At 54.8% G+C, this 22,820-nt stretch carries 23 protein-coding genes; 10 read left to right on the top strand and 13 right to left on the bottom strand.

From position 1 onward, the window contains the following. The first annotated feature begins 4 nt into the window (after nt 1–4). The 8 genes from PMI30_RS13230 to PMI30_RS13265 are packed head-to-tail and all read left to right on the top strand — an operon-like array spanning nt 5 to nt 7,823. The gene (locus PMI30_RS13230) at nt 5–826 is read left to right on the top strand and encodes an alpha/beta fold hydrolase (protein WP_008010481.1); all 822 of its coding nucleotides are present in this window, start codon (nt 5–7) and stop codon (nt 824–826) included. Further along, entirely contained in the window at nt 810–1,796 is a 987-nt protein-coding gene (locus PMI30_RS13235) for a 3-oxoacyl-[acyl-carrier-protein] synthase III C-terminal domain-containing protein (protein WP_008010480.1), read from the top strand. Before PMI30_RS13230 ends, PMI30_RS13235 begins: the two co-directional genes overlap by 17 nt. Before the next feature lie 40 nt (nt 1,797–1,836). Continuing rightward, nucleotides 1,837–2,955: an acyl-CoA dehydrogenase family protein gene (locus PMI30_RS13240; protein ID WP_008010479.1), complete on the top strand. Its 1,119-nt coding sequence runs from the start codon at nt 1,837–1,839 to the stop codon at nt 2,953–2,955. Beyond that, entirely contained in the window at nt 2,952–3,803 is an 852-nt protein-coding gene (locus PMI30_RS13245; protein ID WP_008010478.1) for a hypothetical protein, read from the top strand. The genes PMI30_RS13240 and PMI30_RS13245 overlap by 4 nt, the downstream gene beginning before the upstream one ends. Then, nucleotides 3,800–4,747: a 3-oxoacyl-ACP synthase gene (locus PMI30_RS13250; RefSeq protein ID WP_008010477.1), complete on the top strand. Its 948-nt coding sequence runs from the start codon at nt 3,800–3,802 to the stop codon at nt 4,745–4,747. The genes PMI30_RS13245 and PMI30_RS13250 overlap by 4 nt, the downstream gene beginning before the upstream one ends. Then, nucleotides 4,737–6,044 (top strand): cytochrome P450, encoded by a 1,308-nt coding sequence (locus tag PMI30_RS13255; protein WP_008010476.1) that lies wholly within the window; start codon nt 4,737–4,739, stop codon nt 6,042–6,044. The genes PMI30_RS13250 and PMI30_RS13255 overlap by 11 nt, the downstream gene beginning before the upstream one ends. Further along, nucleotides 6,028–7,098, top strand: coding sequence for a MupA/Atu3671 family FMN-dependent luciferase-like monooxygenase (locus PMI30_RS13260; RefSeq protein ID WP_008010475.1), 1,071 nt, complete (start codon nt 6,028–6,030; stop codon nt 7,096–7,098). Before PMI30_RS13255 ends, PMI30_RS13260 begins: the two co-directional genes overlap by 17 nt. 14 nt (nt 7,099–7,112) lie before the next feature. Further along, nucleotides 7,113–7,823, top strand: a complete 711-nt coding sequence (locus tag PMI30_RS13265; RefSeq protein ID WP_008010474.1) for a GIN domain-containing protein — start codon at nt 7,113–7,115, stop codon at nt 7,821–7,823. Here PMI30_RS13265 and PMI30_RS13270 read toward each other — a convergent pair. Both PMI30_RS13270 and PMI30_RS13275 read right to left on the bottom strand, forming a co-directional pair. After that, complete coding sequence (locus tag PMI30_RS13270) at nt 7,760–8,536, bottom strand: 4'-phosphopantetheinyl transferase family protein (protein WP_008010473.1); 777 nt, start codon at nt 8,534–8,536, stop codon at nt 7,760–7,762. The two genes, PMI30_RS13265 and PMI30_RS13270, sit on opposite strands and share 64 nt — an antisense overlap. Next, nucleotides 8,481–9,455 (bottom strand): sensor histidine kinase, encoded by a 975-nt coding sequence (locus PMI30_RS13275; RefSeq protein WP_238541996.1) that lies wholly within the window; start codon nt 9,453–9,455, stop codon nt 8,481–8,483. The genes PMI30_RS13270 and PMI30_RS13275 overlap by 56 nt, the downstream gene beginning before the upstream one ends. On the opposite strand from PMI30_RS13275, the gene PMI30_RS31710 reads away from it, so the two are divergent. Next, nucleotides 9,438–9,878: a hypothetical protein gene (locus PMI30_RS31710; protein WP_238541995.1), complete on the top strand. Its 441-nt coding sequence runs from the start codon at nt 9,438–9,440 to the stop codon at nt 9,876–9,878. The two genes, PMI30_RS13275 and PMI30_RS31710, sit on opposite strands and share 18 nt — an antisense overlap. Here the strand turns inward: PMI30_RS31710 and PMI30_RS13280 are convergent. The 4 genes from PMI30_RS13280 to PMI30_RS13295 are packed head-to-tail and all read right to left on the bottom strand — an operon-like array spanning nt 9,799 to nt 15,703. Continuing rightward, nucleotides 9,799–11,211 (bottom strand): sigma-54-dependent transcriptional regulator, encoded by a 1,413-nt coding sequence (locus PMI30_RS13280; protein WP_008010471.1) that lies wholly within the window; start codon nt 11,209–11,211, stop codon nt 9,799–9,801. The two genes, PMI30_RS31710 and PMI30_RS13280, sit on opposite strands and share 80 nt — an antisense overlap. A 47-nt stretch (nt 11,212–11,258) precedes the next feature. Next, nucleotides 11,259–13,688: an ABC transporter permease gene (locus PMI30_RS13285; protein ID WP_008010469.1), complete on the bottom strand. Its 2,430-nt coding sequence runs from the start codon at nt 13,686–13,688 to the stop codon at nt 11,259–11,261. Between the two features lies 1 nt (nt 13,689). Next, on the bottom strand, nt 13,690–14,409 hold the full coding sequence (locus PMI30_RS13290; RefSeq protein ID WP_008010467.1) for an ABC transporter ATP-binding protein: 720 nt from the start codon (nt 14,407–14,409) through the stop codon (nt 13,690–13,692). A 43-nt stretch (nt 14,410–14,452) separates the two neighbouring features. Continuing rightward, complete coding sequence (locus tag PMI30_RS13295) at nt 14,453–15,703, bottom strand: efflux RND transporter periplasmic adaptor subunit (protein ID WP_008010465.1); 1,251 nt, start codon at nt 15,701–15,703, stop codon at nt 14,453–14,455. Nucleotides 15,704–16,132: 429 nt separating this feature from the next. Here PMI30_RS13295 and PMI30_RS13300 point away from each other — a divergent pair, with 429 nt between their 5' ends. Then, nucleotides 16,133–16,678, top strand: coding sequence for a helix-turn-helix transcriptional regulator (locus PMI30_RS13300; protein WP_008010464.1), 546 nt, complete (start codon nt 16,133–16,135; stop codon nt 16,676–16,678). Nucleotides 16,679–16,904: 226 nt separating this feature from the next. On the opposite strand, the gene PMI30_RS13305 is transcribed toward PMI30_RS13300, so the two are convergent. The 7 genes from PMI30_RS13305 to wrbA form a co-directional block, all read right to left on the bottom strand. Then, on the bottom strand, nt 16,905–17,975 hold the full coding sequence (locus PMI30_RS13305) for an alpha/beta hydrolase (protein ID WP_008010462.1): 1,071 nt from the start codon (nt 17,973–17,975) through the stop codon (nt 16,905–16,907). Beyond that, a complete protein-coding gene (locus tag PMI30_RS13310; protein ID WP_008010461.1) occupies nt 17,965–19,317 on the bottom strand; it encodes an MATE family efflux transporter in 1,353 nt (450 codons plus the stop codon). The genes PMI30_RS13305 and PMI30_RS13310 overlap by 11 nt, the downstream gene beginning before the upstream one ends. Next, nucleotides 19,314–19,955, bottom strand: coding sequence for a hypothetical protein (locus PMI30_RS13315; RefSeq protein ID WP_008010459.1), 642 nt, complete (start codon nt 19,953–19,955; stop codon nt 19,314–19,316). The genes PMI30_RS13310 and PMI30_RS13315 overlap by 4 nt, the downstream gene beginning before the upstream one ends. Continuing rightward, nucleotides 19,948–20,208: an acyl carrier protein gene (locus PMI30_RS13320; RefSeq protein ID WP_008010457.1), complete on the bottom strand. Its 261-nt coding sequence runs from the start codon at nt 20,206–20,208 to the stop codon at nt 19,948–19,950. The genes PMI30_RS13315 and PMI30_RS13320 overlap by 8 nt, the downstream gene beginning before the upstream one ends. Next, nucleotides 20,180–21,136, bottom strand: coding sequence for a 3-oxoacyl-[acyl-carrier-protein] synthase III C-terminal domain-containing protein (locus PMI30_RS13325; RefSeq protein WP_008010456.1), 957 nt, complete (start codon nt 21,134–21,136; stop codon nt 20,180–20,182). Before PMI30_RS13325 ends, PMI30_RS13320 begins: the two co-directional genes overlap by 29 nt. Nucleotides 21,137–21,317: 181 nt before the next feature. Continuing rightward, nucleotides 21,318–21,962 (bottom strand): dTMP kinase, encoded by a 645-nt coding sequence (locus PMI30_RS13330; protein WP_008010454.1) that lies wholly within the window; start codon nt 21,960–21,962, stop codon nt 21,318–21,320. 206 nt (nt 21,963–22,168) lie between these two features. Then, complete coding sequence (gene wrbA / locus PMI30_RS13335) at nt 22,169–22,771, bottom strand: NAD(P)H:quinone oxidoreductase (RefSeq protein ID WP_008010452.1); 603 nt, start codon at nt 22,769–22,771, stop codon at nt 22,169–22,171. Between the last annotated feature and the right edge of the window lie 49 nt (nt 22,772–22,820).

Below are 22,820 nucleotides of genomic sequence, written 5' to 3'. Positions count from 1 at the left end.
AGCAATGGATACCCAGTTTGCTTCACTGATCGAGCGCCTGGCCAAACCCACCCTGCTGCCGATGCGTCCGGCTGAGTCGCGACAGCTGGCGACCATGAAGACCGAGGTGGTCACCTGCGGCGAATACCGCAGCCGGGTGCTGATAGAGGGAAACCACGACCCACAGGCCAAAAGCGCGCTGTTACTGCACGGCTGGGGTGGTCATCCGATGATGATGTCTGACCTGCAAGCAGTGCTGCAGGCCCAGGGATACAGGGTCTACACCCCCTTCCTGCTGGGCCATGATCCCCACGCGCCGGCCCATTGCGATTTGCCCGGTCAGTGCTCGTTGCTGTTGGCAATGCAGGCCAAATACGGCCCGTTCGATACCGTGGTTGCCCATTCGGCCGGCGGGATCATCACGGCGATGGCCCACTGGCAGGGTTTTACCCTCAACCGCGTGGCGCTGCTTTCAGCCCCGGCTTCACTGTCGAGCCTGTTGCAGCATTACCTGGCGTTGCTCAAGGTAGACGAACATTACCTGCCACTGCTAGGTAGCCATTACCAAAGCCGCTACCCCATGCCCGCCGACTTGCAGACTGCACACCCGTACACCTTCCGCGGGGCGCGCGCACTCATTTTGCACGGCACGCAAGACCAAAGAATCAACCCTGCCGACGCCAGGCAAATCCATGCTCAATTGCCGGATAGCCAGCTGCATATCATCGAAAATACAGGCCACCTGGGGATTCTCTCGCATCAGCGTACCCAGCAGGCGCTGGCCGGGTTTCTCGGCGCGAAAAACGCCGACCATGAAAAAAGGAACACCCATGTTGGGGCATATTGAATCCATCACCATTCACATTCCCGAGCAGCGCAAGTCACTGGCCGAGGTCGGCCTCACTCTTGGGTTGACCGCGCTGGATGTCAGGATGTTTTCACGCTTCTACGGCCTGGAGAGCTTCCCGCGTCATCCAGGCACGGTGGATGACCTGATACGCCAGCTCCTGGAGCAATTTGTCGCCACTCATCCTGACGTCATCACGCGCGTCCGGCATGTGGTGCATGCGCATACCGTGCCGACCCTGCGCCCGTTTCACGAGACCGGCAGGGCCGTGCTCGACGCATGCGGGTTTGCCCAAGACACCGAGTACGGCAGCCTGACGATGGGCCACTGTGCGACCTCTTTGTCGGGCGTGGAGTATCTGTGCAGCCGCCTCAAGGATGGGGAATACGCCCTGCTGCTGATCGGCGAAAAAGCCTTCCACCCGAAGGTAGAGCTGCTGGATGACACCACCATCATGGGCGAGGCCGGCTGTGCCGTGCTGCTCGGTCGGTCGGGAGACCGTGCCAGGGTCATTGCCCGGCACAGCGAGCAGGCCGGCCAGTTCAGTCAACACAAGGGGAATGAACCGAGAACCAACCCGGAATTCGCCGATGCCTATTTCGCGTTCGTCAGCAATGCCATGCGCCGTGCAGCGCAGCATTTCGACTGCGCACTGGACGCTCTGGACTGGATAGCCCCGCACAATGTCAACCTGTCGTCCTGGCAGAAAATCGCCGACGCACTCGCCATCCCCCGCACAAAGTTTTTTTTGCAGAATGTTCCCCGCTATGGCCATTGTTTCGGTGCGGACCCTTACCTCAACCTGGCCGCCCTCATCCGTGGGCAACAGCTTTCTCCCGGCGATAAGGTGATGCTGGTCAGCGTCGGCATGGGGGCGACTTTTTCCTCGCTATTGCTTGAGTTACCCGCGGGCAATGAAATCCCGGTCTTTTGCAACCTGAAGCAATACCCGGATATGAGGCCGAATTAAGTTAACGCCTAGTTCTTCCTCTACGCGAACGCAACGACCTATGAGCGATATCACCCGCCGCTATCCACAACTTTACGCGCTGTCAGAGCGACTTCTTGCCGCCGGACAGCTCGAGGAAAACAACCTCCAACTGGCGATCGCCTATCTGGATGACCCGGAGCTCAGAAGCCTCGCCTGTATCGGCATACCTTCACGGTTCAATCCCTGGGAAACGCCGGCATTTTCCAATGTCAGCTATCCCCGGCACTTGCAAATCATCGAGTACCTGAGCCGAACGGACGCCAGCGCCATGATGCTGTTGCCGGGTGCGTCCCTCAGTACCCGGGCCATCCTGACCCTGGGCAATGAACAGCAGCAGACGCGTTTTTTTGCCTGCTTTGCCGAACGCCCGGCCTGGACATTCTTTGCCGTCACGGAACCCGAAATAGGTTCAGATGCCGGGGCTATCTCCACTGAGCTCACGCACAGTGAACAGGGCTGGCGGCTCAACGGCACCAAAAAGCTGATCGGGGGCGCCATGCTGGCAAGCGCCGGCCTTGTGTTTGCGCGCTATCAACAAAGCCAGCGATTGGTCATGGTGTTCCCTGATGAAGCCGAGCCTGCCTTGTTGCGTGAGCCACTGGGCACCGTCGGTTTGGTGGGTGCCGGTTTAACGCGCTTGACGTTCAAGGATTATCGCGTCCAGGAAGACGACATCCTGGGGCACGAGCGCCGCGAACTCTTGCAGGGGCTCAATTCCTTGAGCCTGGTTTTCGAGCGTCATCGGCCAATGGTGGCAGCCATGGCGCTGGGCACCGCATTTGGCCTGCTTACCGCCCTCGACACCCGCCCCGTGCCGACCATGGCACGGCGCTCGGTCGCGCGGCTGTGGCGAAAATATCATGCGATCTACCAACAAATGCTGGCCGTGGCAGAAGGCTACAGCAACGGCCAGCACCAGCATGCCCTCACCAGCCAGCTCAAGCGTAATGCCACCCGCCTGGTCGAGGAAGCCGCGTGCCACCTGCCCCATTGGCTCAACCACGACGACTGGCTGGAAGATCGCTTGCTGCGCAAGCGCTATCGCGACAGCTTTGCGTTCGAGTACATGGAGGGCACCAGCAACATCCACCTGCTCAATAGCTTCCGTCCGCCCGCAACCCAAGGGACCAGCCTGTGACACTCTGCCTCGATCCTGCCGATATCGTGTTCCAGTCGTTTCACCATACTGATCCGGCCATGCCCGAGTCGGACCCCCATATCCCGCACTGGCGTTCTTATACGCAGCATTTCTTTCGGGCCAACGGTGAGACGCTCAGCCCGCAGGATGATCGGGCGCTGGCGTGGGTCACCAGCACGGAGCGCGCCTCCTTCAGCGATATGATCGCGGTGCTGCTGCCCCGGCTGGCCACCATCCAGCCTGCGCGGGTGAAAACGGTGCTGATGGCGCATTGGACGCCAGACCTGCACATGGGCAGTTCGGTGGTGAATGCCGCCATCCATCAATTGGGACTTTCCGCCTGCCTGGCATTGGCGATCAGCGATCGCGGACCGGACGCGGGTCTGTATGCGCTGGACGGCCTCAATGACTGCCTGGCCGGCAAAGACGAGGACGGACTTTTGCTGATTGCCGAGCAGAAAAGCCTGATGTATTTCTCGCCGCTGATGGAGGCCCTGCAACCGGAAAACAATGCCTGCGTTTGCCTGTTCAACAAGCAGCAACGCGGCTTGCGCTACCGGGGGTTCAGGCGCGCGCGCCTTGCGCAATGGTCCAGCGAGTACCTTTCGCACGCCGTTGAGCAGTTGGGGTTGACCAAGGAACGCCTGACCCTGATCGGCCCTGCCCGGCTACTGGAGGCCGCGCATGCCGGCGCTCGCTCGTTTGCCGTCAACCCGAAGTTGCTGTGCGCGGCCCCTTTCGTTGCGCTGCGCACCTTCTGGGAGCCGCAACGTGACTATCTGCTGATCAGCGAAAATGATAACGGGATCAGCCTGTGCGGGCTCGCAGCCGAAGAGGGTTCACGATGAACATTGCTTCCCTGGCCACTTACATTCCATCTGCCCGCGTGTCCCTCGACGAGGTCGTCGCGCATCGCGGCGGCAATCCGTCAGAAGCCCGAACATTCGGCCAACTGTTCGGCATGCGGGAGGCATCAACCCTGGCGAATGAAGAAAGCGCCGAAGGCTGTTTTCATGCCTTGCTGCAGCAACTGGGTGAAAGCCTGGATGAAGGGGAGAAGATTGATGCGGTCATCTTGATCCAGGGCTTGCCCTCTCCTTCCTTGCGCCAAAGCGTCAACCTGCCAGGCCTGCGGCAGCGGTCAAACTTTATCGCCGCGGATGCACCGCTGCTGACCCTCAACCAGCAAAACTGCGCCACCTTGTTCTGGGGGTTGCGGCTGGCCGAACGGTTGCTGGCAAGCGGCAAGCACCGCTGCGTGGCACTGCTGGCGGGCGACACGCTCGCCGACTTTGACCTGGCTGAGCGCTATATCCCGGGCTGCACAATGATTGCCGACGGCTTCGTGGCCGCCCTGCTCAAACCAGGTGGAGGTCAACGCAGGGTGTCGGGCATCCAGTGCTTTTATCACCCCGGATTCTGGCAAGGCTTGGACGGTACTCGCGAGGACACCAAACGCTTCTATCAGTCCCACAACCATCTCGTCGAGCATGCCCTGTCGTCCTACCCCGAAGACGTGCGCAAGCGTGCCTGGCTGCTGCCGCACAATATCAATCGCCTCAGCTGGCAAACCTGGCTGCGCCATCCAGAAAACCGCGACCGTTCGGTCGCCACCGACCTGCTCAGCCAATGCGGGCACTGTTATACCGCGGACCCTCTGTTACTGCTCGACCGCTACGCCCCTCAGGATACTGGGCGCCCCGCCCTGCTGCTGTCGGTGGGCCTGGGCGGCTGGGTAGGTTGTGCCGCCATTACCTCAGACGCCTTACCGGAGGCAGTCCGTGCTCAATAACTCCAATGCTATTGCTATCGTCAAGCCGTCCGCGGCCAAGTTTGCGCAGCTGGGCTTTCTGAAAATTGCTGAAAGTGCCGTTCGCCAGCACGGGGACAAGGTCTGGATCGGTGAGGAAAAGGATGAAGTGTTGCTGCTGGCGGGCGCTCGACATATCCGTTTTTTCCTAGAGAACGAAAGCAGCTTTCACAAGGAGCTCGACAATGGCCATTCAGCCAGGCGGGTACTGCTGGGCCAGTCGCTGATCACGGCAAGGGAAGGTGAAGAATGGCACCTGGCCAGAAAACTGACCGCACCGCTGGTCAATCCCAAATCAGCGTTGCTCAAACAAGGCACCCAACACTCCGCTCAGTGGCTGGTGGACACTCTCCAGGACCCGGAGAAAGATTCCATGCAGGAGATCTGCCTGCAATGGGCGCTGATGTGCGTCGCGCAAGGATTCGTCGGCTCCACGCTCAGTCCTCTGCAGCTGAATAGCCTGATCAATCACTTTCGCAGGATCTACCTGCAACTGATTGTCGATGAGCCGACCGAGGATTATGCAGCGTTATGCCAACACCCGGCCCTGGCCGCGTTCCGCGAGGAACTTGAGGCAATGATCGGGCCGTTGATTACTGGCGACGGCGGCGGGAACGTCGACATGCTGCAACGCTTTTGCCAGGCGCTCGATATCAAGGCCAATCCGCAGGAACGGGAACGGGCGATCAGCATGTTGCTGGGCAATTTGGTCGCCAGCGTGGATAACACCGGTATCGCGCTGCTGTGGTGCCTGACCCACCTGTCACAACACCCGCATTACCAGAACCAGGTGCGTGAAGAGGCCCGCCACGGGACGCGCGACATGGCCAGCGCCATCGTCAAGGAATCGCTGCGCATGACCCCGGTTACGGCGTTTTTCGAGCGCGGCACCCTGGCCCCGGTGGAGATCGACGGCGTCAGCGTGCCGGCCGGAACCAAAGTGCTGTTTTCACCCTGGCTGGTCCATCGCAATGCGGCTTATTGGTCCGAGCCCCTGAGTTTCAGGCCAGAACGTTTTCTTGAAGGCCGGAAAATTGCACGCGAGCACTTTGTGCCCTTCAGCGTGGGTAAACGCAACTGCGTAGGCATGGCGCTCGCACTGGACCAACTCACCACGGCCATTGAAACACTGTGCAGCCATTGCCACTTCGCCCTGGCACCTTCGACCCCGCCCGCCGCGCTCACGCCGCTTTATGGGCTGAATGTGATGCCCAGAGGCGCTATCTGTTTCACCATCGAATCCGTGGACAGGGTCACTCAGCATGAATGCATCGCCTAACTTGGCGGGAGATGCCATCCCGCAACTCAGCGTGTTTTGTTTTTCGGACGTGGCCCGGGACAGCTTTGCAGAAAAGTATGAACAGTTGCTGAGCACCGCCAGGCTGGTGGATGAGCTCAACTTTCATGCTATCTGGACGCCTGAACGACACTTCCACACTTTCGGTGGGATGTTTCCCAATCCCTCCGTCGTCAGCGCCGCGCTGGCCGCCAGTACACAGCGTATCGCGATCCGTGCAGGCAGCGTGGTGCTCCCCTTGCATGATCCGCTACGCGTTGCTGAAGAGTGGGCGCTGGTGGATAACCTCTCTCGCGGCCGGGTCGGCGTAGCGTTTTCTGCAGGCTGGCAACGTAATGATTTTGTGCTCAAGGCGCAAAATTACCGTCAGCGTCATGAGGTCCTCTTCTCCTCTTTGGAGCAGATTCAGTCGCTGTGGCGCGGCGAGTCCGTGACGCGTCACGAACTGTCCCTGCCGGGACGTCCGGAACCGGTCACGTTGCAAACCTGGCCGCCCGCCTATCAAGCCGCCATTCCCGTTTGGGTCACGACGGGGAGCAATCCCTTGTTATTCAGCGAGGCCGGAAAACGCGGCCTGAATGTGCTGACGCACCTCATTGCACAAACCCGTGAACAGCTGCGGGAAAACTGCGCCAGCTATCGCCTTGCACGCCACGAGGCCGGGCTGGATCCGGCGGCCGGCAAGGTCACGCTGATGATGCATACCCAGGCCGGAGAGGATCGGGAAGCGCTGCTGCCACGTCTGCGACCGGCCCTGACGGGCTACTTGCGCGCGTTTATGCAGCTCTCTGACAACCTCAATGAACCTTCTGCGCTTGATCAGCAGAGCACTGACAAAAAGCAGGCCTACGCGCTCAAATGGGGAGTGGAAAAGTACCTCAACCACTACGGTTTGTTTGGCTCCGCCGCAGAGTGCCTGGAGCAACTGAAAGAGCTCAAGCGAGAGGGCATCGACGAAGTGGCGGGGCTGGTGGATTTTGGCATGCCTCAGGACAGTGTTGAAACAACGCTACGTACACTCGCGACATTACTGTGAAAAAAGGAGGTTGCATGAACAACATGAACAACATGAACAACATGAACAACATGAACAACATGAACAACATGAACACGATGAAGCTGATGCTTGCGCTGCTGGCCAGCACGACCAGTTACGCTGCACTGGCCGCAGAAAAAACCTTTCCGCTGAGCGCCTTCAGCAGCGTTGAAGTCCGACAGGGCATCAACCTGTCGATCAAATGCGCTGCAACGTCATCGATGGTGGTCTCAGGCTCTGCCGATACGCTGAACAAGCTCCAGGTGACGACAGACAATAAGGCATTATTGCTCGTGAATGACGCAGCGGAAAATGACCGCATCGTCTCCCGTACGCTGGATATCACGCTATATACCAGCGCGCCACTGACGGGGCTGACAGGAAAAGCAGGGGTGAAAATCGTGGCACCTGCGTGTGCCGTCGATCAATCCAGACTGGCGGTTGCCGGCAGCATGGGCACAGACATCCAGATCGAGGGCAAGACGGGTGAGCTGGTGCTTGACCTGGCAATGGGCGGCACCTTCAACAAAAAACCACTGCCCTTCACTGCGGATGTGGCGAATGTGCGCATGAGCATGGGAGCGGAGTCATCCCTGTGCCACATACCCCGGATCAACGGCAGCCTGTCTGCCGGCGCACGGATGTCTGTCAGCCCATCGGCTCAGGTCGATACCGGCGCCACGGGTTCTTTCGCCAGCGAAATTTCAACCTCTGATTGTTCGTAAACGGCAGTGGTGAACAGGCGACTCTCAGTTTGATGGCAACCTAGCTGCCATTGAACTGACGGTTGCTGCGAGCCAGGGATCGCACCATAAGCCAGACAAAAACGCCCCTCCCCTTGCACCTGGCAATAATGAATCTGCCCAATACTGACGGGGGGGACGACCATGACCTGCGCCACCCCGCTCGCGCCCGCCTGTGGGATGACGCAAAAACTGCGAAGCGGTTGAGTCAGCCCCGTACCCCGGGCTTTCAGCCAGGCTTCCTTCATACTCCAAAGCTGCGTAAAGCGAGTGAGGTAGTTGGCTTCGTCAAGCGCCAGCCAGCGTTGCTCATCCGCGTGGAAAAAGCGTTGGGCGATGGCTTTTTTTACCGAAACCTTTCCGCTGATTTGTTCCAGATCGACCCCGACCTCATACTCCCGGCACAGGGCGATGGCGGCCGAATGAGCGCTGTGGCTCAAGTTAAAGCGCAGCCAGGTGTACTCCGGCAGCCAAGGTTTACCGGTAGAGGTTCTGGCGATACGCACTTGATCAACCGGGATCGCCAAGTAGGCCGCCAGCACCTGATGCAACCAACGTTGCGCGCGTTGGCGAACCGTCATATCCGGCAGCGCATCATTAAAGTGCTGCAGCAGGCAGACACCCCTGCCTTCGATCAACTCAGGCAGGGGATTGCAGCGGTAAATTGATGGTGACTTTGCAACCGGTCTGCTCATGGCGATTCTCCAGAGACAAGTAACCGCCGTGGCTTTCAGCAATTTGCCGGCACAGGATCAGGCCGATGCCGGTGCCATTGGGTTTGGTGGTATAGAAAGGCACGAACAGATTCTTCGGATTAGTCAGCCCCACTCCCCGATCAAGGATGGTGATCAGTAAGCGCCCCTTTTCCTCAGCCCACTCGATATCGATACTGTCAGCGCTGCTGCCCATCGACTCATCGGCATTCTTGATCAAGTTGATCAACAACTGATGGATCTGTACCCGGTCGAGGCTGGCCATCAACGGACGCGGCCCGTTCAGGGTAATCACACGGTGAGAGAACAGCAGCGGCAGCTCAGCCACCAGGGCAGTCAAATCCACGCGTTCCTTCAGTGCCGGCGCCAGTTTGCTCAACTGCCGGTAGCTGCTGATAAACGCGATCAGCTCGCGTGCCCGCCGGTTAATCAGATCGATGCCCTCGGTAAAACCGGGGGGCAGGTTGTCAGAATGATGCCGGTAGTGTTGTTGCAGCATTTGACTGATGGAGGCGATGGGGCTGAGGGAGTTGTTGATTTCGTGGCTTATCACACGCAACAAATCTTGCCAGGCTTTCTGCTCTTCCTGACGCAACATGTCGTCAACATCACTGACGAACAACAGCACATTCTGGACACCATCCACCATGTAGGTGTCACTGGTTACTTTGTACCGGCCCGGTCGCCCTTCATGATCGGACACGACAGGGTGCTCCGTGTTGGCATTGTGCAAAAGATTATCCAGTTGCCAGGCGCTGGCTGTATCGCCAATCAACTTATCCAATGATGTGCCCAACATGCGCGAGGCTGCGCTATTGCACCAGATCAGCCGATGACTGCCGTCCAGGGCATAGATGGCAACCGTGATATTGGAGATCACTTTTTGCAGCAGGAAATCCATCTCCCGCTGCTGTTGGCGGTGGCGCGACAATTGGCTGGAAATGTCATTGATTTGCTCAATGACGCCCTCGAAAGCCCCCGCCCCGCTGGTCACCCCACGCAGGCTGAAATCTTCCTGCTCTACCGCTTCCAGCAAATTGGATATGACGTTGATTTTGTAAATCAACTGCTGAAAAAAGTGATAGCAGAAATAAACCATCGTTACACACAGAACAAACAGGGTGAAAAACTTGAGGTAAATGGACTGGTGCGGAAAAACCCAAAGCAGCAGGTAGGCAATAATGGCGCCTATCGGCGCCAGACTGCACAGCAGCAGGTGACGTATTTCAAAAGAATGAAAAAATTTACTCATGGCAGATTTTTAGTTTTTCGAGCCGGCGATAAAAAGCGCTGCGGCTCAGCCCCAGCGATTCCGCGGCCTTGACCGCATTGCCGTCATACTGACGCAGGCGCTGTAACAGTAAGGTTTCTTCGGCTTCGGCCAGGGTGCAGGCGTCCGTCAATCCTAAAGACGATTCGTTGACCGGACGCACTTCGCTCTGGGATGACACCGAAAACGGCAGGCAGAGGTCTTCCGGATCAATCACATTGGCGCGACACAGCAACACGGCGCGCTCCAACAGGTGACTAAGCTCCCGGATATTCCCAGGCCATGAATAATCCAGCAGCCCCTGGCGTGCCTGCGGCAATAACACCGGCCGGGGTTTGTTGTATTTACGCGCAAAACGTTTCAGGAAGCGCTCAGTCAGCGGCTCGATATCTTCCAGCCGTTCGCGAAGCGGTGGCAGCTGGATTTGAATCAGGTTCATGCGGTACAGCAGGTCCTGACGGAACCGCCCCTCTGCCACAGCCCTGTCCAGGTCGGAATTGGTGGCGGCGATGATCCTGCATTGAGTGGTCTGGGTGCGCGAAGATCCGACGCGCTCAAACTGCCGCTCTTCCAGCACCCGTAACAGTTTCATTTGCTGTGTCAGGGGCAAGTTACCGATTTCATCGAGAAACAGCGTCCCCTTGTCCGCCAATTCAAAGCGGCCGATACGGTTCTCCCGAGCGTCGGTAAAGGCGCCTTTTACGTGGCCAAACATCTCGCTTTCAAATAACTGCTCGTTAATACACCCCATATTCACTTCGACGATACTGTGTTCGGAGCGCGAGGAAATCTGGTGGATATAACGTGCGAGCAGGCTTTTACCGGTGCCATTTTCTCCCAGGATCAGAACGCTTGTATCGGTCACCGCCACCTTTTCAACCAGGCTGATCAGGCGTTTCATCGCCGGTGAGCGGACAACCCATTCGCTGTCCATATCATCTTCGAGCGCCAGTTTGAGCAGCTTGTTTTCTTCGCGCAGGCAATTGCCTGAACGACGCGCCTGACTCATGGCAATCTGCTGCTGAACGATGCTCAGCAAACGCTCGTTATCCCAAGGCTTTTGAATGAAATCGGCCGCCCCTCCCCGCATGGCGTTGACAATGATGTCGACACTTCCCCACCCCGTCATCGCGACAGCCGGCAAGCAATCATCGAACTTCTTCATCTCGGCCAGCAACTGCAACCCTTCCAGGCCTGACGTGGTGTCTTTCTGAAAGTTCATGTCCATCAATACCAGATCGACAGGCCTGGCGGACAAATGTGCAAGCAGGCGATCGGCCTGGGTTTCCACGGTCACGTCGTACCCTTGCATGCGCAATAAGATATCGAGGCTGGTCAGGATTCCCGCGTCATCGTCTATCACAAGGATATGTTTTTTATCGTTCATTTAAGCATCCTGCTTAGAGCGCCGTGCCCGGGGAGCACGGCGGTCGTTTATTCATAACGAATCGCGTCGGCGGGCGACATATTGGTTGCCCGTCGGGAAGGAAGCCAGACCGCCAGCGCCACAACCAGCGTAATCATCAGCGCCACCATCCAGAACAGGAGCACAAAAGGAGTGTTTCCGTTACCCAGAACGTGCGTCAGTTTGGGAGCTACAAAGAATGCCAGAGGCAAGCCGATGATAAGGCCGATCAATAACTGCTTGCCGCCCTGGATCATAAGCATACGTAACAAATTACTTTCAGTGGCTCCCATGGCCATCCGTAAGCCAATTTCCTGGGTACGCTGATTAATCAAGTTGCACATCACCGCATAAATACCCGTTGCAGCCAGTATCATCGCCACCAGGCCGAACAACATGAAAAGATTGGCAATAAAATGCAAGCCAGCCGTATTACGGGCCAGGCGTTCATTCAACGTCTGGATCTGATTGACGGAAAGATTGCTGTCCACCTGACGGACCGCGTTGATCAGGGCGGGCCCGACCGTTTCAGGACGCGGGGCTCGCAGCACCAGCATCAATGAGGGCGCGGGTTGCTGCTCCAGAGAGCGGTACACCGTGGCGCGGTGGCGGAATGCGCTGAAAGGCCGTCCATGAATAACGCTGGGCACCACGCCTACTACGTTGTACCAGCGTTGGTCATCGGTATCGCGAAAACGCAGGCGCTTGCCAATCACATCACGCTCTCCCGGCCAGAACTGTTCGGCAAAGGACTGGCTGACAACGACCACCTGTTGTGAGTCCTGAGTATCGCCGTGGGCGAACTCCCTGCCCGCCATGGGGGTAATACCCATCGCCGACAGGCTGCCCGGCATGACCTGCACATCATTGACCATCGGGTAAGACCAGCGCTCGTTCCTGTTGTTGGTCGACGAGTCTACATCCACCTGGCGCGGCACGGTGAACTGCCCCACGGCACTGGTGGTCAATGCTGCGTTTTCAACCCCGGGAATCGCAGCGGCAGCGTCCTGCAGGCGTTGGTAAAACAGGATACGGCTTGCATCATCAGGGTAATTGTTAGCGTTAAGGTGGATTTGCGCGGTCAGGTAATTACTGGTGTCGACACCGTAATCAGCGCGGGTCGCCTGGTAGACCAATAATGCGAACAGCGCACTGATACACAGAATTGAGCAGGAGAGCCCCACTTCAAAGATAACCAGGATCCGCGAAACCCGACCTGCACCACGGCTCTGCGCACCACGGGTGCCATCACGCAGCACATCATTGAAATTGCCATGGACGATTTTCCAGGCCGGCAATGCACTGGTGAGCACCGCCGTGATGATCACCAGGACAAGGGCGTTGAGGACCAACACATTATCGAGTGACAGCTGCCACCAGAAAGGAATTTTATTGGGTACGAAACCAGGCAGTATCGTATTGGTTATCTCCAGCCCCCATGCAGCCAGCAAGATCGCCACGACACCGGACAGAAAACAGATAAATAAGCTTTCCAGCATCATTTGCATTACCAGGCGGCCTGCGGGAGACCCCAGCGCGACCCGGATCGCGATCTCTTTGGAGCGCTCAGTCGTTCTTGCCAGCAATAAATTTCCGACATTGCAGCAAGCCAGTAGCAGCACAAAACAGACGGCAAACAGCATGACGATAAAGATTGGCGTGGTCTCCTCACCCATAAAGTTTTCCTGGAACGTCAATACCTGAGCGGAAAGCCCTTTATTACTTTCCGGGTACTCCAGCGCCAGTGACTGCATCACTCTATTGAGGTCGCGATTGGCATCCGCCAGGGTCACACCGGGCTTCAAACGCGCATACACCGACACTTCCGGAGCGCCTTTACGCTCCAGGTACTGCAAGGGTTCAAGCTGAGAAGGCAGCCACAGGTCATGGAAGAAGGGGAAGGCAAAATTTTGCGGCATGATGCCGACGATGCGGGTATGTACGCCGTTGATTCTGATATCGCGGCCAATGAGTTGCGCATCGGAAGCGAAGTAGTTTTGCCACATTGCATAGCTGATCACCGCGACAGGCTCAGCCCCCGACTGAACGTCCTCTTGATTCAGCACACGCCCTCGAAATGGCTGAACAGCTGCATACGAGAACAGTTCCGAGGTGTTTCTGATGGCCATATAGGAAACAGCCTTGCTGCCATCACTGATATCCGCGCGCTCGGCGTAGAAATAGCCCATATCCTCAAACTGGGTAGAGCGCGCCTTGATATCGCTGTAGTCCATGAAGTTCAGCCCGGAATCACTCAGGCTGACACCATTCACGGTCGGATTGACCAGCACCATGCTTTTTCCGTCCGGATAAGGAAGCGGAGTGAACATGATGGTATTGATCACCGAAAACATATACAGGGTCAGTGCCAATCCACAGGACATGATCAGCACGGTAACAAAAGTGAAGCCGGGGCTTTTCAGGAGTAAACGCAAGGCATAGCGAATATCAAAAAGCATCTTATGCTTCCTTCACCAGAGTCAGTTGTCGCGCCTGTTCCCCATCGCCGACGACCTTTCCGTCAGACAGGACAATACTGCGCTGTGCACGCTCAGCCGAACGAGGATCGTGGGTCACGATGCAGATCGTGGCACCTTCCTGATGCAACTTATCGAGGATATTCAATACCGCTTCTGCGTTGTGCGAATCCAGGTTACCGGTGGGTTCGTCCGCCAGAAGGATGGACGGATTACCCACGATGGCCCGAGCTACCGCGACGCGCTGCTGCTGACCGCCGGAGAGTTGTGAAGGATAGTGACGGCTACGGTGGGACATATTGACCTTGTCCAAGGCCTCGGCGACCCGCTGTTGGCGTTCGGATTTGGAAATATCACTGCGGTAGGTCAGTGGCAGCGCGACATTTTCTTCGATCGTTAGATCACTGATGAGGTTGAACGACTGAAAGATGAAGCCGATGTCCCGATTGCGCACCTGCGCACGCTGCTTCTTGGAAATATTGTCGACATTGTGACCGGCCAACTGATAAGTGCCGCTCGAAGCCGTATCCAGCAACCCCAGGACTGAGAGCAGAGTCGATTTCCCACAGCCCGAGGGCCCCGATATGGCCACGTACTCGCCCTTGGAAATGGTGAGCGTGATTTTGCTGAGCGCATGGGTTTCGATTTCATCGGTCAGGAAAATTTTGTTTACGTCAGTCAGTTCTACCAAAGGTTCCATCATTACTGTCTCCAGGGCATTGTTCCGGTAGCCGGCGCGAGCTGCATCAGTTGGCAATTTCAATCTGATCGGCACCCTGCCAGGCGGTGCTGTCAGTGAGAATTATTTTGTCGCCAGCTTTAAGCCCGCTGGTGATCTGAATGTAGTCAGCAGAACCCTGCCCAAAATCCACTTTCATTTTGGTCGCTGAACGATCTTTTTCATCCAGCCGGTAGAGCATAGAGGGCAAGTTATTCTGCGCGAATGGCGGGCGCTCGACATACAACGAATTATTGATTTTCGTCACCGCGATCAATCCGTCGACACTCAGATCAGGACGTGCCTCTTGTGGCAGCGGCTGATTGAACGTCACATCCACCTTGACCGTACCGTTGGTCACCGCGGGATCGACCCTGGATAACACACCGGTAAACCGGCTGCGCCCTGTGTTGATCGTGACGGCCTGCCCGACCGCGAGATCGCGCGACTGCAATTCGGGCACTTTGAGTTCGGCATACAGCTCTTTTTCTTTGGCAAGGCGGGCAATATCACTGCCTACCGTTACCCGCTGTCCGACCTGGACTTTCACATCCTGCAAAATACCATCTATCGGCGATTTAACCTTGAGCGAATCTACCTCCTGCTGACTGAGTGCAACCTGTGACTCGATTTTGTTAAGGCGCATAAAGTTGGCCTTTATATCCGCTTGGACGCTGAGTTTAAGTGTCTTTAACCGACGCTCTTCAAAGCTGACCTGCTGAGTATACTGTTCAGTCAGAATGCGCGTGGTTTCATATTCCAGCCTTGGCACGGCCAAAATGTATTTTTTCTGGGCAGCAAGACGCAGTGCAGATCCAAGTAATCGACTCTTCGCGTCCATCATTAACGCCTCTTGATTGAGAATCTTATTTTGCAGTTCTGCATTTTTGGCCTCGGTTTCCGCCCGGCGTGCGTTAAGTTCCAGCTGGTTCTCCTGAAGTCGCTGTTCCAGCGTCGGATTACTCATGACAACCAGTAACTCTCCCTTGCTGACTTTCATCCCGGCCTTATAAATGACTTCCTCCACCCGAGCGTCAACGTTCGCCGCGACCCAGTTGATGTCCCAAGGTAAAAGTACTCCATTGCCCCGTACCTCAACGGCGAAATCACCGTACTTGACCTCGGCAACCGTGACGCTGCTACGAGCAACCTGGTAAGGCGAGAACCGGTAGTTATAGATAATCAGCAACAGCACCAGCAAAAAGACGCCACTCGCAATGGCCTTGCTGTGCTTTTTCAGTACGCGTTTATTTCCCGGCTGCGGGATCGAGATATCCATAGTAATACCAATGTTAACAACCTGAGTAACACAAAGCACATTCCGTGCCAAAATAAAAAATGCATCTAACCATTTGATATTTAAGTATAAATTATAAAGACAGCACGTGAGCGGCTTGATGTCAGTGGTGGGGCGTCTCATTTTCGGAACGACAGTAAAACGTGCACTTCTTATTAGCTGATTTCTATGGACAAACCGCACGAGAATCAGAAATCCCAATAATGGGACGCAAGATAACAGCCTGTGAAAAAACTTTTCGAAAATGGGATTCCACTTTCCCTAAATCGAGAAAGTCCTAAAAAATACTTAACAAACAAGTACTTGAAGCCGCTAAAAAACTGGCATAGCAATTGCCTATTCATGAGTGAGTCAAAAGCCTATCCCAAAAATAAAAATCTTCGCCATTAAGCGCTGCAGAACGGAGTCTGTATGTGGGATCTTAAAATCTCGAATGCTGAAAAGACCCTCTTTACACAAAAAATAATGGACGACCTGTATAAACGTCACTTTGAGATCTATAGCAAACATGCACATACAGAAAAAGCGCTGTGCATTGTCACAGTGATAAACTACATCGTAGAGAATATTTCAGAGGAGATCACCTTGGATGACCTGGAGAAAATCTGTGGTAAAACCCGGTTTGATATTTGTCGAATGTTCAACCTGTTTTACGACGTAACGCCGATAAAGTGGATGTGGAGAGTCCGATTGGCACTGGCAAAGGAGTTTATTCATCTGGCGCCGGAATGGTCATTGACTGATATCAGCTACGCCTGCGGTTTTTCCTCCCTGCCGCATTTCTCTCGAAGCTTCAGTAAAACCTATAATGAAACACCGCTAAAATTCAAACAATACGTAATGAAGTCGACCCGGCAGAAAGCAAAGAAAGAATCTTCTGAGTATGACTTTATCTTTGGCATGCAAAGGAATGGTTTCTCACGCAACATGCTGCTCAACAACATCAACTCATTATAATCAATAAACGCCCGCTGAATACGCACGAACCTCAGGTCGCTCGTACAATCGATAAGGCATGAAAGAATCAGCATCACTGTGCAGCTGCAGCTCCCTATTGCCGGAAAAAAGCAGAAGCGACAGTTGAGGCGATAGTCAAACTCGGCTGAATAAGAGTGGCGAGTGCTTGAGGGGAAGGCAGGAAAATGCAGAGGTGACACTCAGTTATCCTGGTTGCCACTCGCGATCAACGAACATAAGGCTTACGCTTTGAACGCTTGATACCTATCTTAATGGTGGTGCGCAAGCGCAGTACGGGATCAACCATCGCAAAACAATCTTCCTGCGCTGTATTGTCCAGGAATTTAGAAATACGGCTAAACACCGTGGCATCGCGCAAGGCACCATTGTGCCCCTTGCCTTCGGTTACAATCAGTTTGCTTTTGTCCAGAACATGGTTAAGTACCATGGCTTCTTCCAAATCGATGCTCACATCTCCCTTGTCATGCAATATCAGTACAGGCTGTTTAATTTTTGCGATCAATTCGGGCCCGATTTTATCAGGGTGCACGCCATAACGTAGCTGATAGAGCTTTTTCATCGACGTTGCAATATGCCGAGGTAGTTTATTACTGAGAACATAGTTATCCAGCACTTCGCCGAAGCTGCAAGGACTGCTGATCAAGATCATTCTTTTGAAAAACAGTCCTTGTAATGCGGCCATGCAGCCTACCAATCCGCCGGACGAATGCCCGATAACCACTGAGAAAGGACCGTATTGTCGCTCGATATCGATGACTGCCCTGGAGAGATCGTAAAAAGACACGCCCTTACCCGGGGACACGCCATGTGCCGGCAGGTCAGGTGCAAAGACGGTGTAACCCTTTGCCTGTAAACGCTGGGCAAGGTGCCTGAGCATGATGCTTCGCCCATCCCAGCCATGCAGCAGCAATACTTTCTCTGTTTGCTGCGCTGATTGAGGGTAAATAAACATTTTCACGAAGGTGTGCCGCCAGGTGAAATTTTCCTGCCGACACTGGCTGAGCAGCATCATCTCTGCGGGCTTATAGGGCAACGGTCGGGTTTTTTCAAACAGGTGCAATGCATACAGCGCTGAAAGATAAGAAGACATCATGTCCAACGAATAGAGGTCGAACATCCTTATCAAACGGCACACGCGGACATAGTGAGTCGTTGGCCTGATTCGGGCCTTCATTAACAATGAAGGCCGAAGCCGCATCACCACCAGCACGCGAAAGTAATTTTGGTGGATCAGCGAAACGATCAGCAACAGAGGATAGATGACACTAAAGAACATGCTCATTCCCAATTTTATTCGCGAGCCGCCAGTACTCGTTGGCAAATGCCAAAAAGTTAATAGTACTGAACATAATGATGATGCTCATGATCGCGTTCAAATTAGAGAAACGATCCCAGCCGGCCAACAAAACGATCACCATGAGCAACTCGATGATCACCGTCAAAATCAATACACGACGCGCCTGATCAAGTTGCTCAAGTAACGCTTGCAGAGACGCTACAAACGCCGTGAGGAAGAACGTCGGTAATAAAATCAGCATCATCTGTCCACTGGCTGCCCTGGTCGTCCCGTCACCTGTAAGAATGCCGATCAACGCTTCTTCACTAAAGTAGACCCCGACGGTGAGCACAAGATAAAGCCCCCCAATAAACATCAGCCCACGATGCAGGAGCCGTTTCAATTCCTCACCGCTACTGATCGTCAAACGTTGGTTTATCAATATCGCCAGTGCAGAGCCGCACGCCACGGCGGGAATAACAATAAACATCCTGATCTTGGTAATGATCAGGAACGCGGCGACATATTGTTCACCCAGTGTTCCAATCAAGGGAAACACCAGCAGCGAACTGAAAAACACCACGATAAAAGACGCGAAGATCGGCAAGCCAACCTGCTGGAGCAAGCCTTTTAATCGGGCAATGAACGCTTGCGGACGATCGTCCTGCTGCTGGCGACCGACACGCCATACCAGCCATGTTGCAACCGGGATCAGCAGGCCGGACGCCAAGGCATTTGCCACGATAATGGAGTAGAAGCCCAAACCGTACACGTGGTAGCTGGTGTAGCAAATACCGGCGTTCAGGACGATATAGGCAATCACAAGAAACATGCTCAACGCGCTCTTGCCCTGCCCTCGCAGGGCGCTGTTACACATTTCCAGGTGAATGAACGGCAACATCGAAAGGAAGTAGAGCGGAAGTGCCTCTTGATAAAAGCTCCCACCCGACACGGGAAGCAGCTTCTCGAGCCAAGGCGAAGAGAGTGCGATCGTCCCACTGAGCAAGGCCACAACCATCACGCCCAGCACGGATAAAATGGACGTTGCCGTCAGCACTTTCTGTTTTGACCAAAGGTTCAAAGACCTGGCGCTGAATACCTGGTTACTGATAGCCAGGCATTCGAGAATCGCCAGGAACAAAAAGCTGAACGGCTGGATCATCGACAACCAGTAAATCGACGTTGTCTCAGCGCCATGTCCCAGAATAGCGGTCTGGGTGTTTTGTGAAAAAGACACCGCGACGGCAACGACAATCATTGGCCAGGCAAGCTTCAGTAGATCCGCAATATCCCGGCCTGCCCCCTGGCGTTGCGACAGAACCAAGCCCGGTGATGTGTTCACGCCCCCTCCCCCACGGCATCGCGCCGCATGGCGTAATGCCTCGTCGTTTTGCCATACAGGCTATAAATCATCATCGAGAGATAAGACAGCGTGTGCGTCGCGCCAAGCAGATAGCCATGGCCTCCCATCAATTTTTCCGCTCTGTTGGTCAGCAGGGTGATCTGCCAATGGTCTTCTTCAGCGTCCTGAAAATCCTGCGCCGCGATGCGCATTTCCCATTGCAACACCAGCTGGCTGCACTGACTGCTCACATCCGCAAACTCGGTTTTAATCAGCTGATGCCGGGTGGTTTTCACCCCAAAACTCCGGCGTGCGGACAAATGCGTCCAACTCATGCCCAACATGCGCATCAACAGCCCCAAACGGGCGGCGACGGAGACAATGAGTGGGGTGTCATCGGCGGCTATCGCCTGCTCCCCTCCCAGGTATTGAAGATCCAGGCCAAGAGAGGCAAGCACCCGATCCGCCTGCGGTGGTTGACCGGCCGTGACCTCTCGCTCGTCCGGCACGAGTTGATAGCCTTGGCTGAGCACCCGCCTGGTCTGATCGGGCGATTCAAGACGCAATAGCCGTACGGCTTCTGCGGGCTCATTGCCCGCAAACAGCTGATAAATTCTGTTAAACGGACCATCAGGCATATGAGTTCTCCAACTGCAGGTGCTGCTCAATCCAACTGATCAACTTGCCGACCGTGGTAAATGCATCCTGATCGATTTGATCAGGCTCAAACATTAACCCAGGGATTTTTTCTTCGAGTGTCAATAAAAACTGCACAAACAACACCGAATCCAAATCCAGGTCTTCGTTGAAATCCGTTTCCAGATTGACCGACACGGCCGAAGACATAATATCGTTGAGCGCTTCATTCACCGCCGACAGAAGACTTGACATGTACAACCTCGCTATTTTTTTCAATTAAAACGCATGAAAGCGTAACGCCCATGCCCATGGTGAGGCAGAGGATTCTTTTGCCTGTAAAATTTTTCAACAGGGCAGACAAGTTAAATAAAACGTCCGAACAATAAGCGTGCCCATATTCGGCAATATGCTCGGTAAACATGATGCCTTTGAAATTTAATTTATCGGCGACTCTTTTAAGCATCGGCAGATCCAGATTGCATGGAACGATGGCGTCGATGCTTTCAGCTGGAACATTGAATTTATCCAGCGCGTACAGATAAAAATCATGATACTCCTGCTCCAGCGACGCATATAACTCACGCCGGCGGACAGCAGACTCCTGCCGGTGATTGTCATAAAAAGAGGACACGTGCCTTACGGCGGTATGCTTCAAATTCCATTGACCAGGCCCCGCATTCAGCAGCATCGCCGCCGGTATTTCGGCCAATACGCTATTATCCAGTCGATTAACAGCACTATGAAAAGCCTTCTCTCCCGTAAGAAGGAGCATTGGCTCGCCGCGCTTAATCAATCTGTTTTTAAATAAGTGAATCGCCGATAAGGCAGACGAGCAATGGTTCAAGCTGACGCTGAGTACTTCCCAGTGCCCTATCCCGCACGCCTCGGCAACATCCTCCAGCCAATGATTATCAAAGAATGTGTTATGCGTTTGGGTCTTGGCATACACCAGGCACCCTTTGACTTCTTTCACATGAGGGTTTGCAATGATCAGCGCGCACAGCGTATCCACAAGCATCTCTGCGTGTGTTCTGGAAGACATCCCAACGGACTGTAAAGAGTAATAGCGCTGTAATACCTTGCAAGCACCCGGCTTTAAGTCATGGGATTGCTCAAGCGTGCCCAAGGGCTCTAATGAAATACGACTCGGCAACCAACATAAATAATTAAGTGGCAGCATAACATTCCCGCATGGAGTATTTTTAGTGCATTTATAAACTACCCACATCGTCCCAGAAACGGATCGTGCTTTTTGCCTCAAATTGCTTAAAAGGCATGTTTTTCCCATTTGCAGGTCCCACAAATGGAATTATTACCGGCTAACGGTGACCTCGCGGCTTGCCGACGATCTATATCTACGGCTATCTCAACCGCATCAAGACCGGCGCAGCGAACTTCGCCTGGACTCTATATATCTCAGAAATCACCTGCATCGTCGCGTCTTCGATCGTTCCTTCATTACGGCATAAAACCCAGCCGTGATCTGCAATCGCTCGCTCGAATGCCTTGGTACAAGCGACATGTTCTTCCAGCTTATGGATCACGGTACTGCTCAGCCCACGCCGTCGTGCCGCGGCCCTCGCCCATGAAATTTCAGGGGCGGTGACAACCCCGACATGCAGGTCTGGCACTCGCACGTTTCGATCAATATTCAACTGCAGAATCTCTGCAAACGGGACGATCCGGCGAAACGCGGCATCAGACGGGTACCAGCGATCGATCAAGATGATGCTGCCTGGTGGCTGTTTAGCCAGCACGTGCTGTGAAATCCAGGTGCGGCTATCAGCAAAGCGCTCACAAACCTCCAACTCCAAATCCCGGGAGGGATTTCTGACGAGTTTGTTAACGAGGGCCATTGTTTCACCCCTATAGGGATCGCTTTTACTCTCGCAAAGTCGGATCACCTTTTTGTTGTCTGCCCTCAGTACTTTCGTAACGGCCTCCAACAGTGTGGTTTTGCCGGCTCCCTTGGGCCCATCTAGAGAAACAAACAGCGGACGATTCATTCTTCACATAACGATTGATATACGGTTTTTGTTGCCCTGTTCGTTCGCTGGAGCCGCTTGGCGCGACTACGCGAATCGAGTGGAGGGGCCTTATGAACAGACATGGATGAACACTCTAACCTTGTTTCTGGCTGACGGGGCTCAAAACCCAGGGCCAGCGAAGCTCGACACCTGTCCTGCAGCAAGGGCCCATTTACGTGCTTGCGTTAACCCGCGATCTTTATTGCAAGCTCTGCGACGTGTTTACCCTGGAAACGTGCAATATCCAGTTCATTTTGTGACGGTTGCCGTTTACCGTCGGCGCCTGCCAGGGTGGTCGCGCCATAGGGCGTACCGCCGGTGATCTCGCTCATGTTGGTCAGCCCTGCGCAGGTGTAAGGCACACCCACGATGACCATCCCCTGATGCAGGAGTGTGCTGTGGAACGACGTGATGGTGGTTTCCTGGCCGCCGTGCTGGGTGCCGGTCGACGCAAAGACGCTGCCGATTTTCCCGACCAGCGCGCCGCTCATCCAAAGTCCGCCGGTCTGGTCTAGAAACGTGCGCATCTGTCCCGCCATATTGCCAAAGCGCGTCGGTGTGCCAAAGATAATGGCATCGTAATTACCCAGCTCGTCAGGTGTCGCCACCGGTGCCTTCTGGTCAAGTTTGACGCCGATGGCTGCTGCCTGTTCGGCCGGGATGGTTTCAGCGACACGCTTGAGCGTCACGTCGGTGCCGGGTACGGAGCGTGCGCCTTCGGCCACTGCGCCAGCCATCGTTTCGAGGTGACCGTACATTGAGTAATAGAGAACCAGTACCTTCGCCATGATTTTTCTCCTGGATTAAGCGCCATTCGATGGATTAGGAAGATCTTGG

The sequence above is a fragment of the Pseudomonas sp. GM50 genome (assembly GCF_000282375.1).
Classification (GTDB): Bacteria; Pseudomonadota; Gammaproteobacteria; order Pseudomonadales; family Pseudomonadaceae; genus Aquipseudomonas.
This window is presented reverse-complemented; position numbering and strand designations above follow the sequence as displayed.

Coding starts and splice junctions, on each gene's coding strand:
- PMI30_RS13230 (WP_008010481.1), top strand. CDS start 5: ATGGATACCCAGTTTGCTTCACTGATCGAGCGCCTGGCCAAACCCACC.
- PMI30_RS13235 (WP_008010480.1), top strand. CDS start 810: ATGTTGGGGCATATTGAATCCATCACCATTCACATTCCCGAGCAGCGC.
- PMI30_RS13240 (WP_008010479.1), top strand. CDS start 1,837: ATGAGCGATATCACCCGCCGCTATCCACAACTTTACGCGCTGTCAGAG.
- PMI30_RS13250 (WP_008010477.1), top strand. CDS start 3,800: ATGAACATTGCTTCCCTGGCCACTTACATTCCATCTGCCCGCGTGTCC.
- PMI30_RS13260 (WP_008010475.1), top strand. CDS start 6,028: ATGAATGCATCGCCTAACTTGGCGGGAGATGCCATCCCGCAACTCAGC.
- PMI30_RS13265 (WP_008010474.1), top strand. CDS start 7,113: ATGAACAACATGAACAACATGAACAACATGAACAACATGAACAACATG.
- PMI30_RS13270 (WP_008010473.1), bottom strand. CDS start 8,536: ATGAGCAGACCGGTTGCAAAGTCACCATCAATTTACCGCTGCAATCCC.
- PMI30_RS13275 (WP_238541996.1), bottom strand. CDS start 9,455: ATGGATTTCCTGCTGCAAAAAGTGATCTCCAATATCACGGTTGCCATC.
- PMI30_RS13280 (WP_008010471.1), bottom strand. CDS start 11,211: ATGAACGATAAAAAACATATCCTTGTGATAGACGATGACGCGGGAATC.
- PMI30_RS13285 (WP_008010469.1), bottom strand. CDS start 13,688: ATGCTTTTTGATATTCGCTATGCCTTGCGTTTACTCCTGAAAAGCCCC.
- PMI30_RS13290 (WP_008010467.1), bottom strand. CDS start 14,409: ATGATGGAACCTTTGGTAGAACTGACTGACGTAAACAAAATTTTCCTG.
- PMI30_RS13295 (WP_008010465.1), bottom strand. CDS start 15,703: ATGGATATCTCGATCCCGCAGCCGGGAAATAAACGCGTACTGAAAAAG.
- PMI30_RS13300 (WP_008010464.1), top strand. CDS start 16,133: ATGTGGGATCTTAAAATCTCGAATGCTGAAAAGACCCTCTTTACACAA.
- PMI30_RS13305 (WP_008010462.1), bottom strand. CDS start 17,975: ATGTTCTTTAGTGTCATCTATCCTCTGTTGCTGATCGTTTCGCTGATC.
- PMI30_RS13315 (WP_008010459.1), bottom strand. CDS start 19,955: ATGCCTGATGGTCCGTTTAACAGAATTTATCAGCTGTTTGCGGGCAAT.
- PMI30_RS13320 (WP_008010457.1), bottom strand. CDS start 20,208: ATGTCAAGTCTTCTGTCGGCGGTGAATGAAGCGCTCAACGATATTATG.
- PMI30_RS13325 (WP_008010456.1), bottom strand. CDS start 21,136: ATGCTGCCACTTAATTATTTATGTTGGTTGCCGAGTCGTATTTCATTA.
- PMI30_RS13330 (WP_008010454.1), bottom strand. CDS start 21,962: ATGAATCGTCCGCTGTTTGTTTCTCTAGATGGGCCCAAGGGAGCCGGC.
- wrbA (WP_008010452.1), bottom strand. CDS start 22,771: ATGGCGAAGGTACTGGTTCTCTATTACTCAATGTACGGTCACCTCGAA.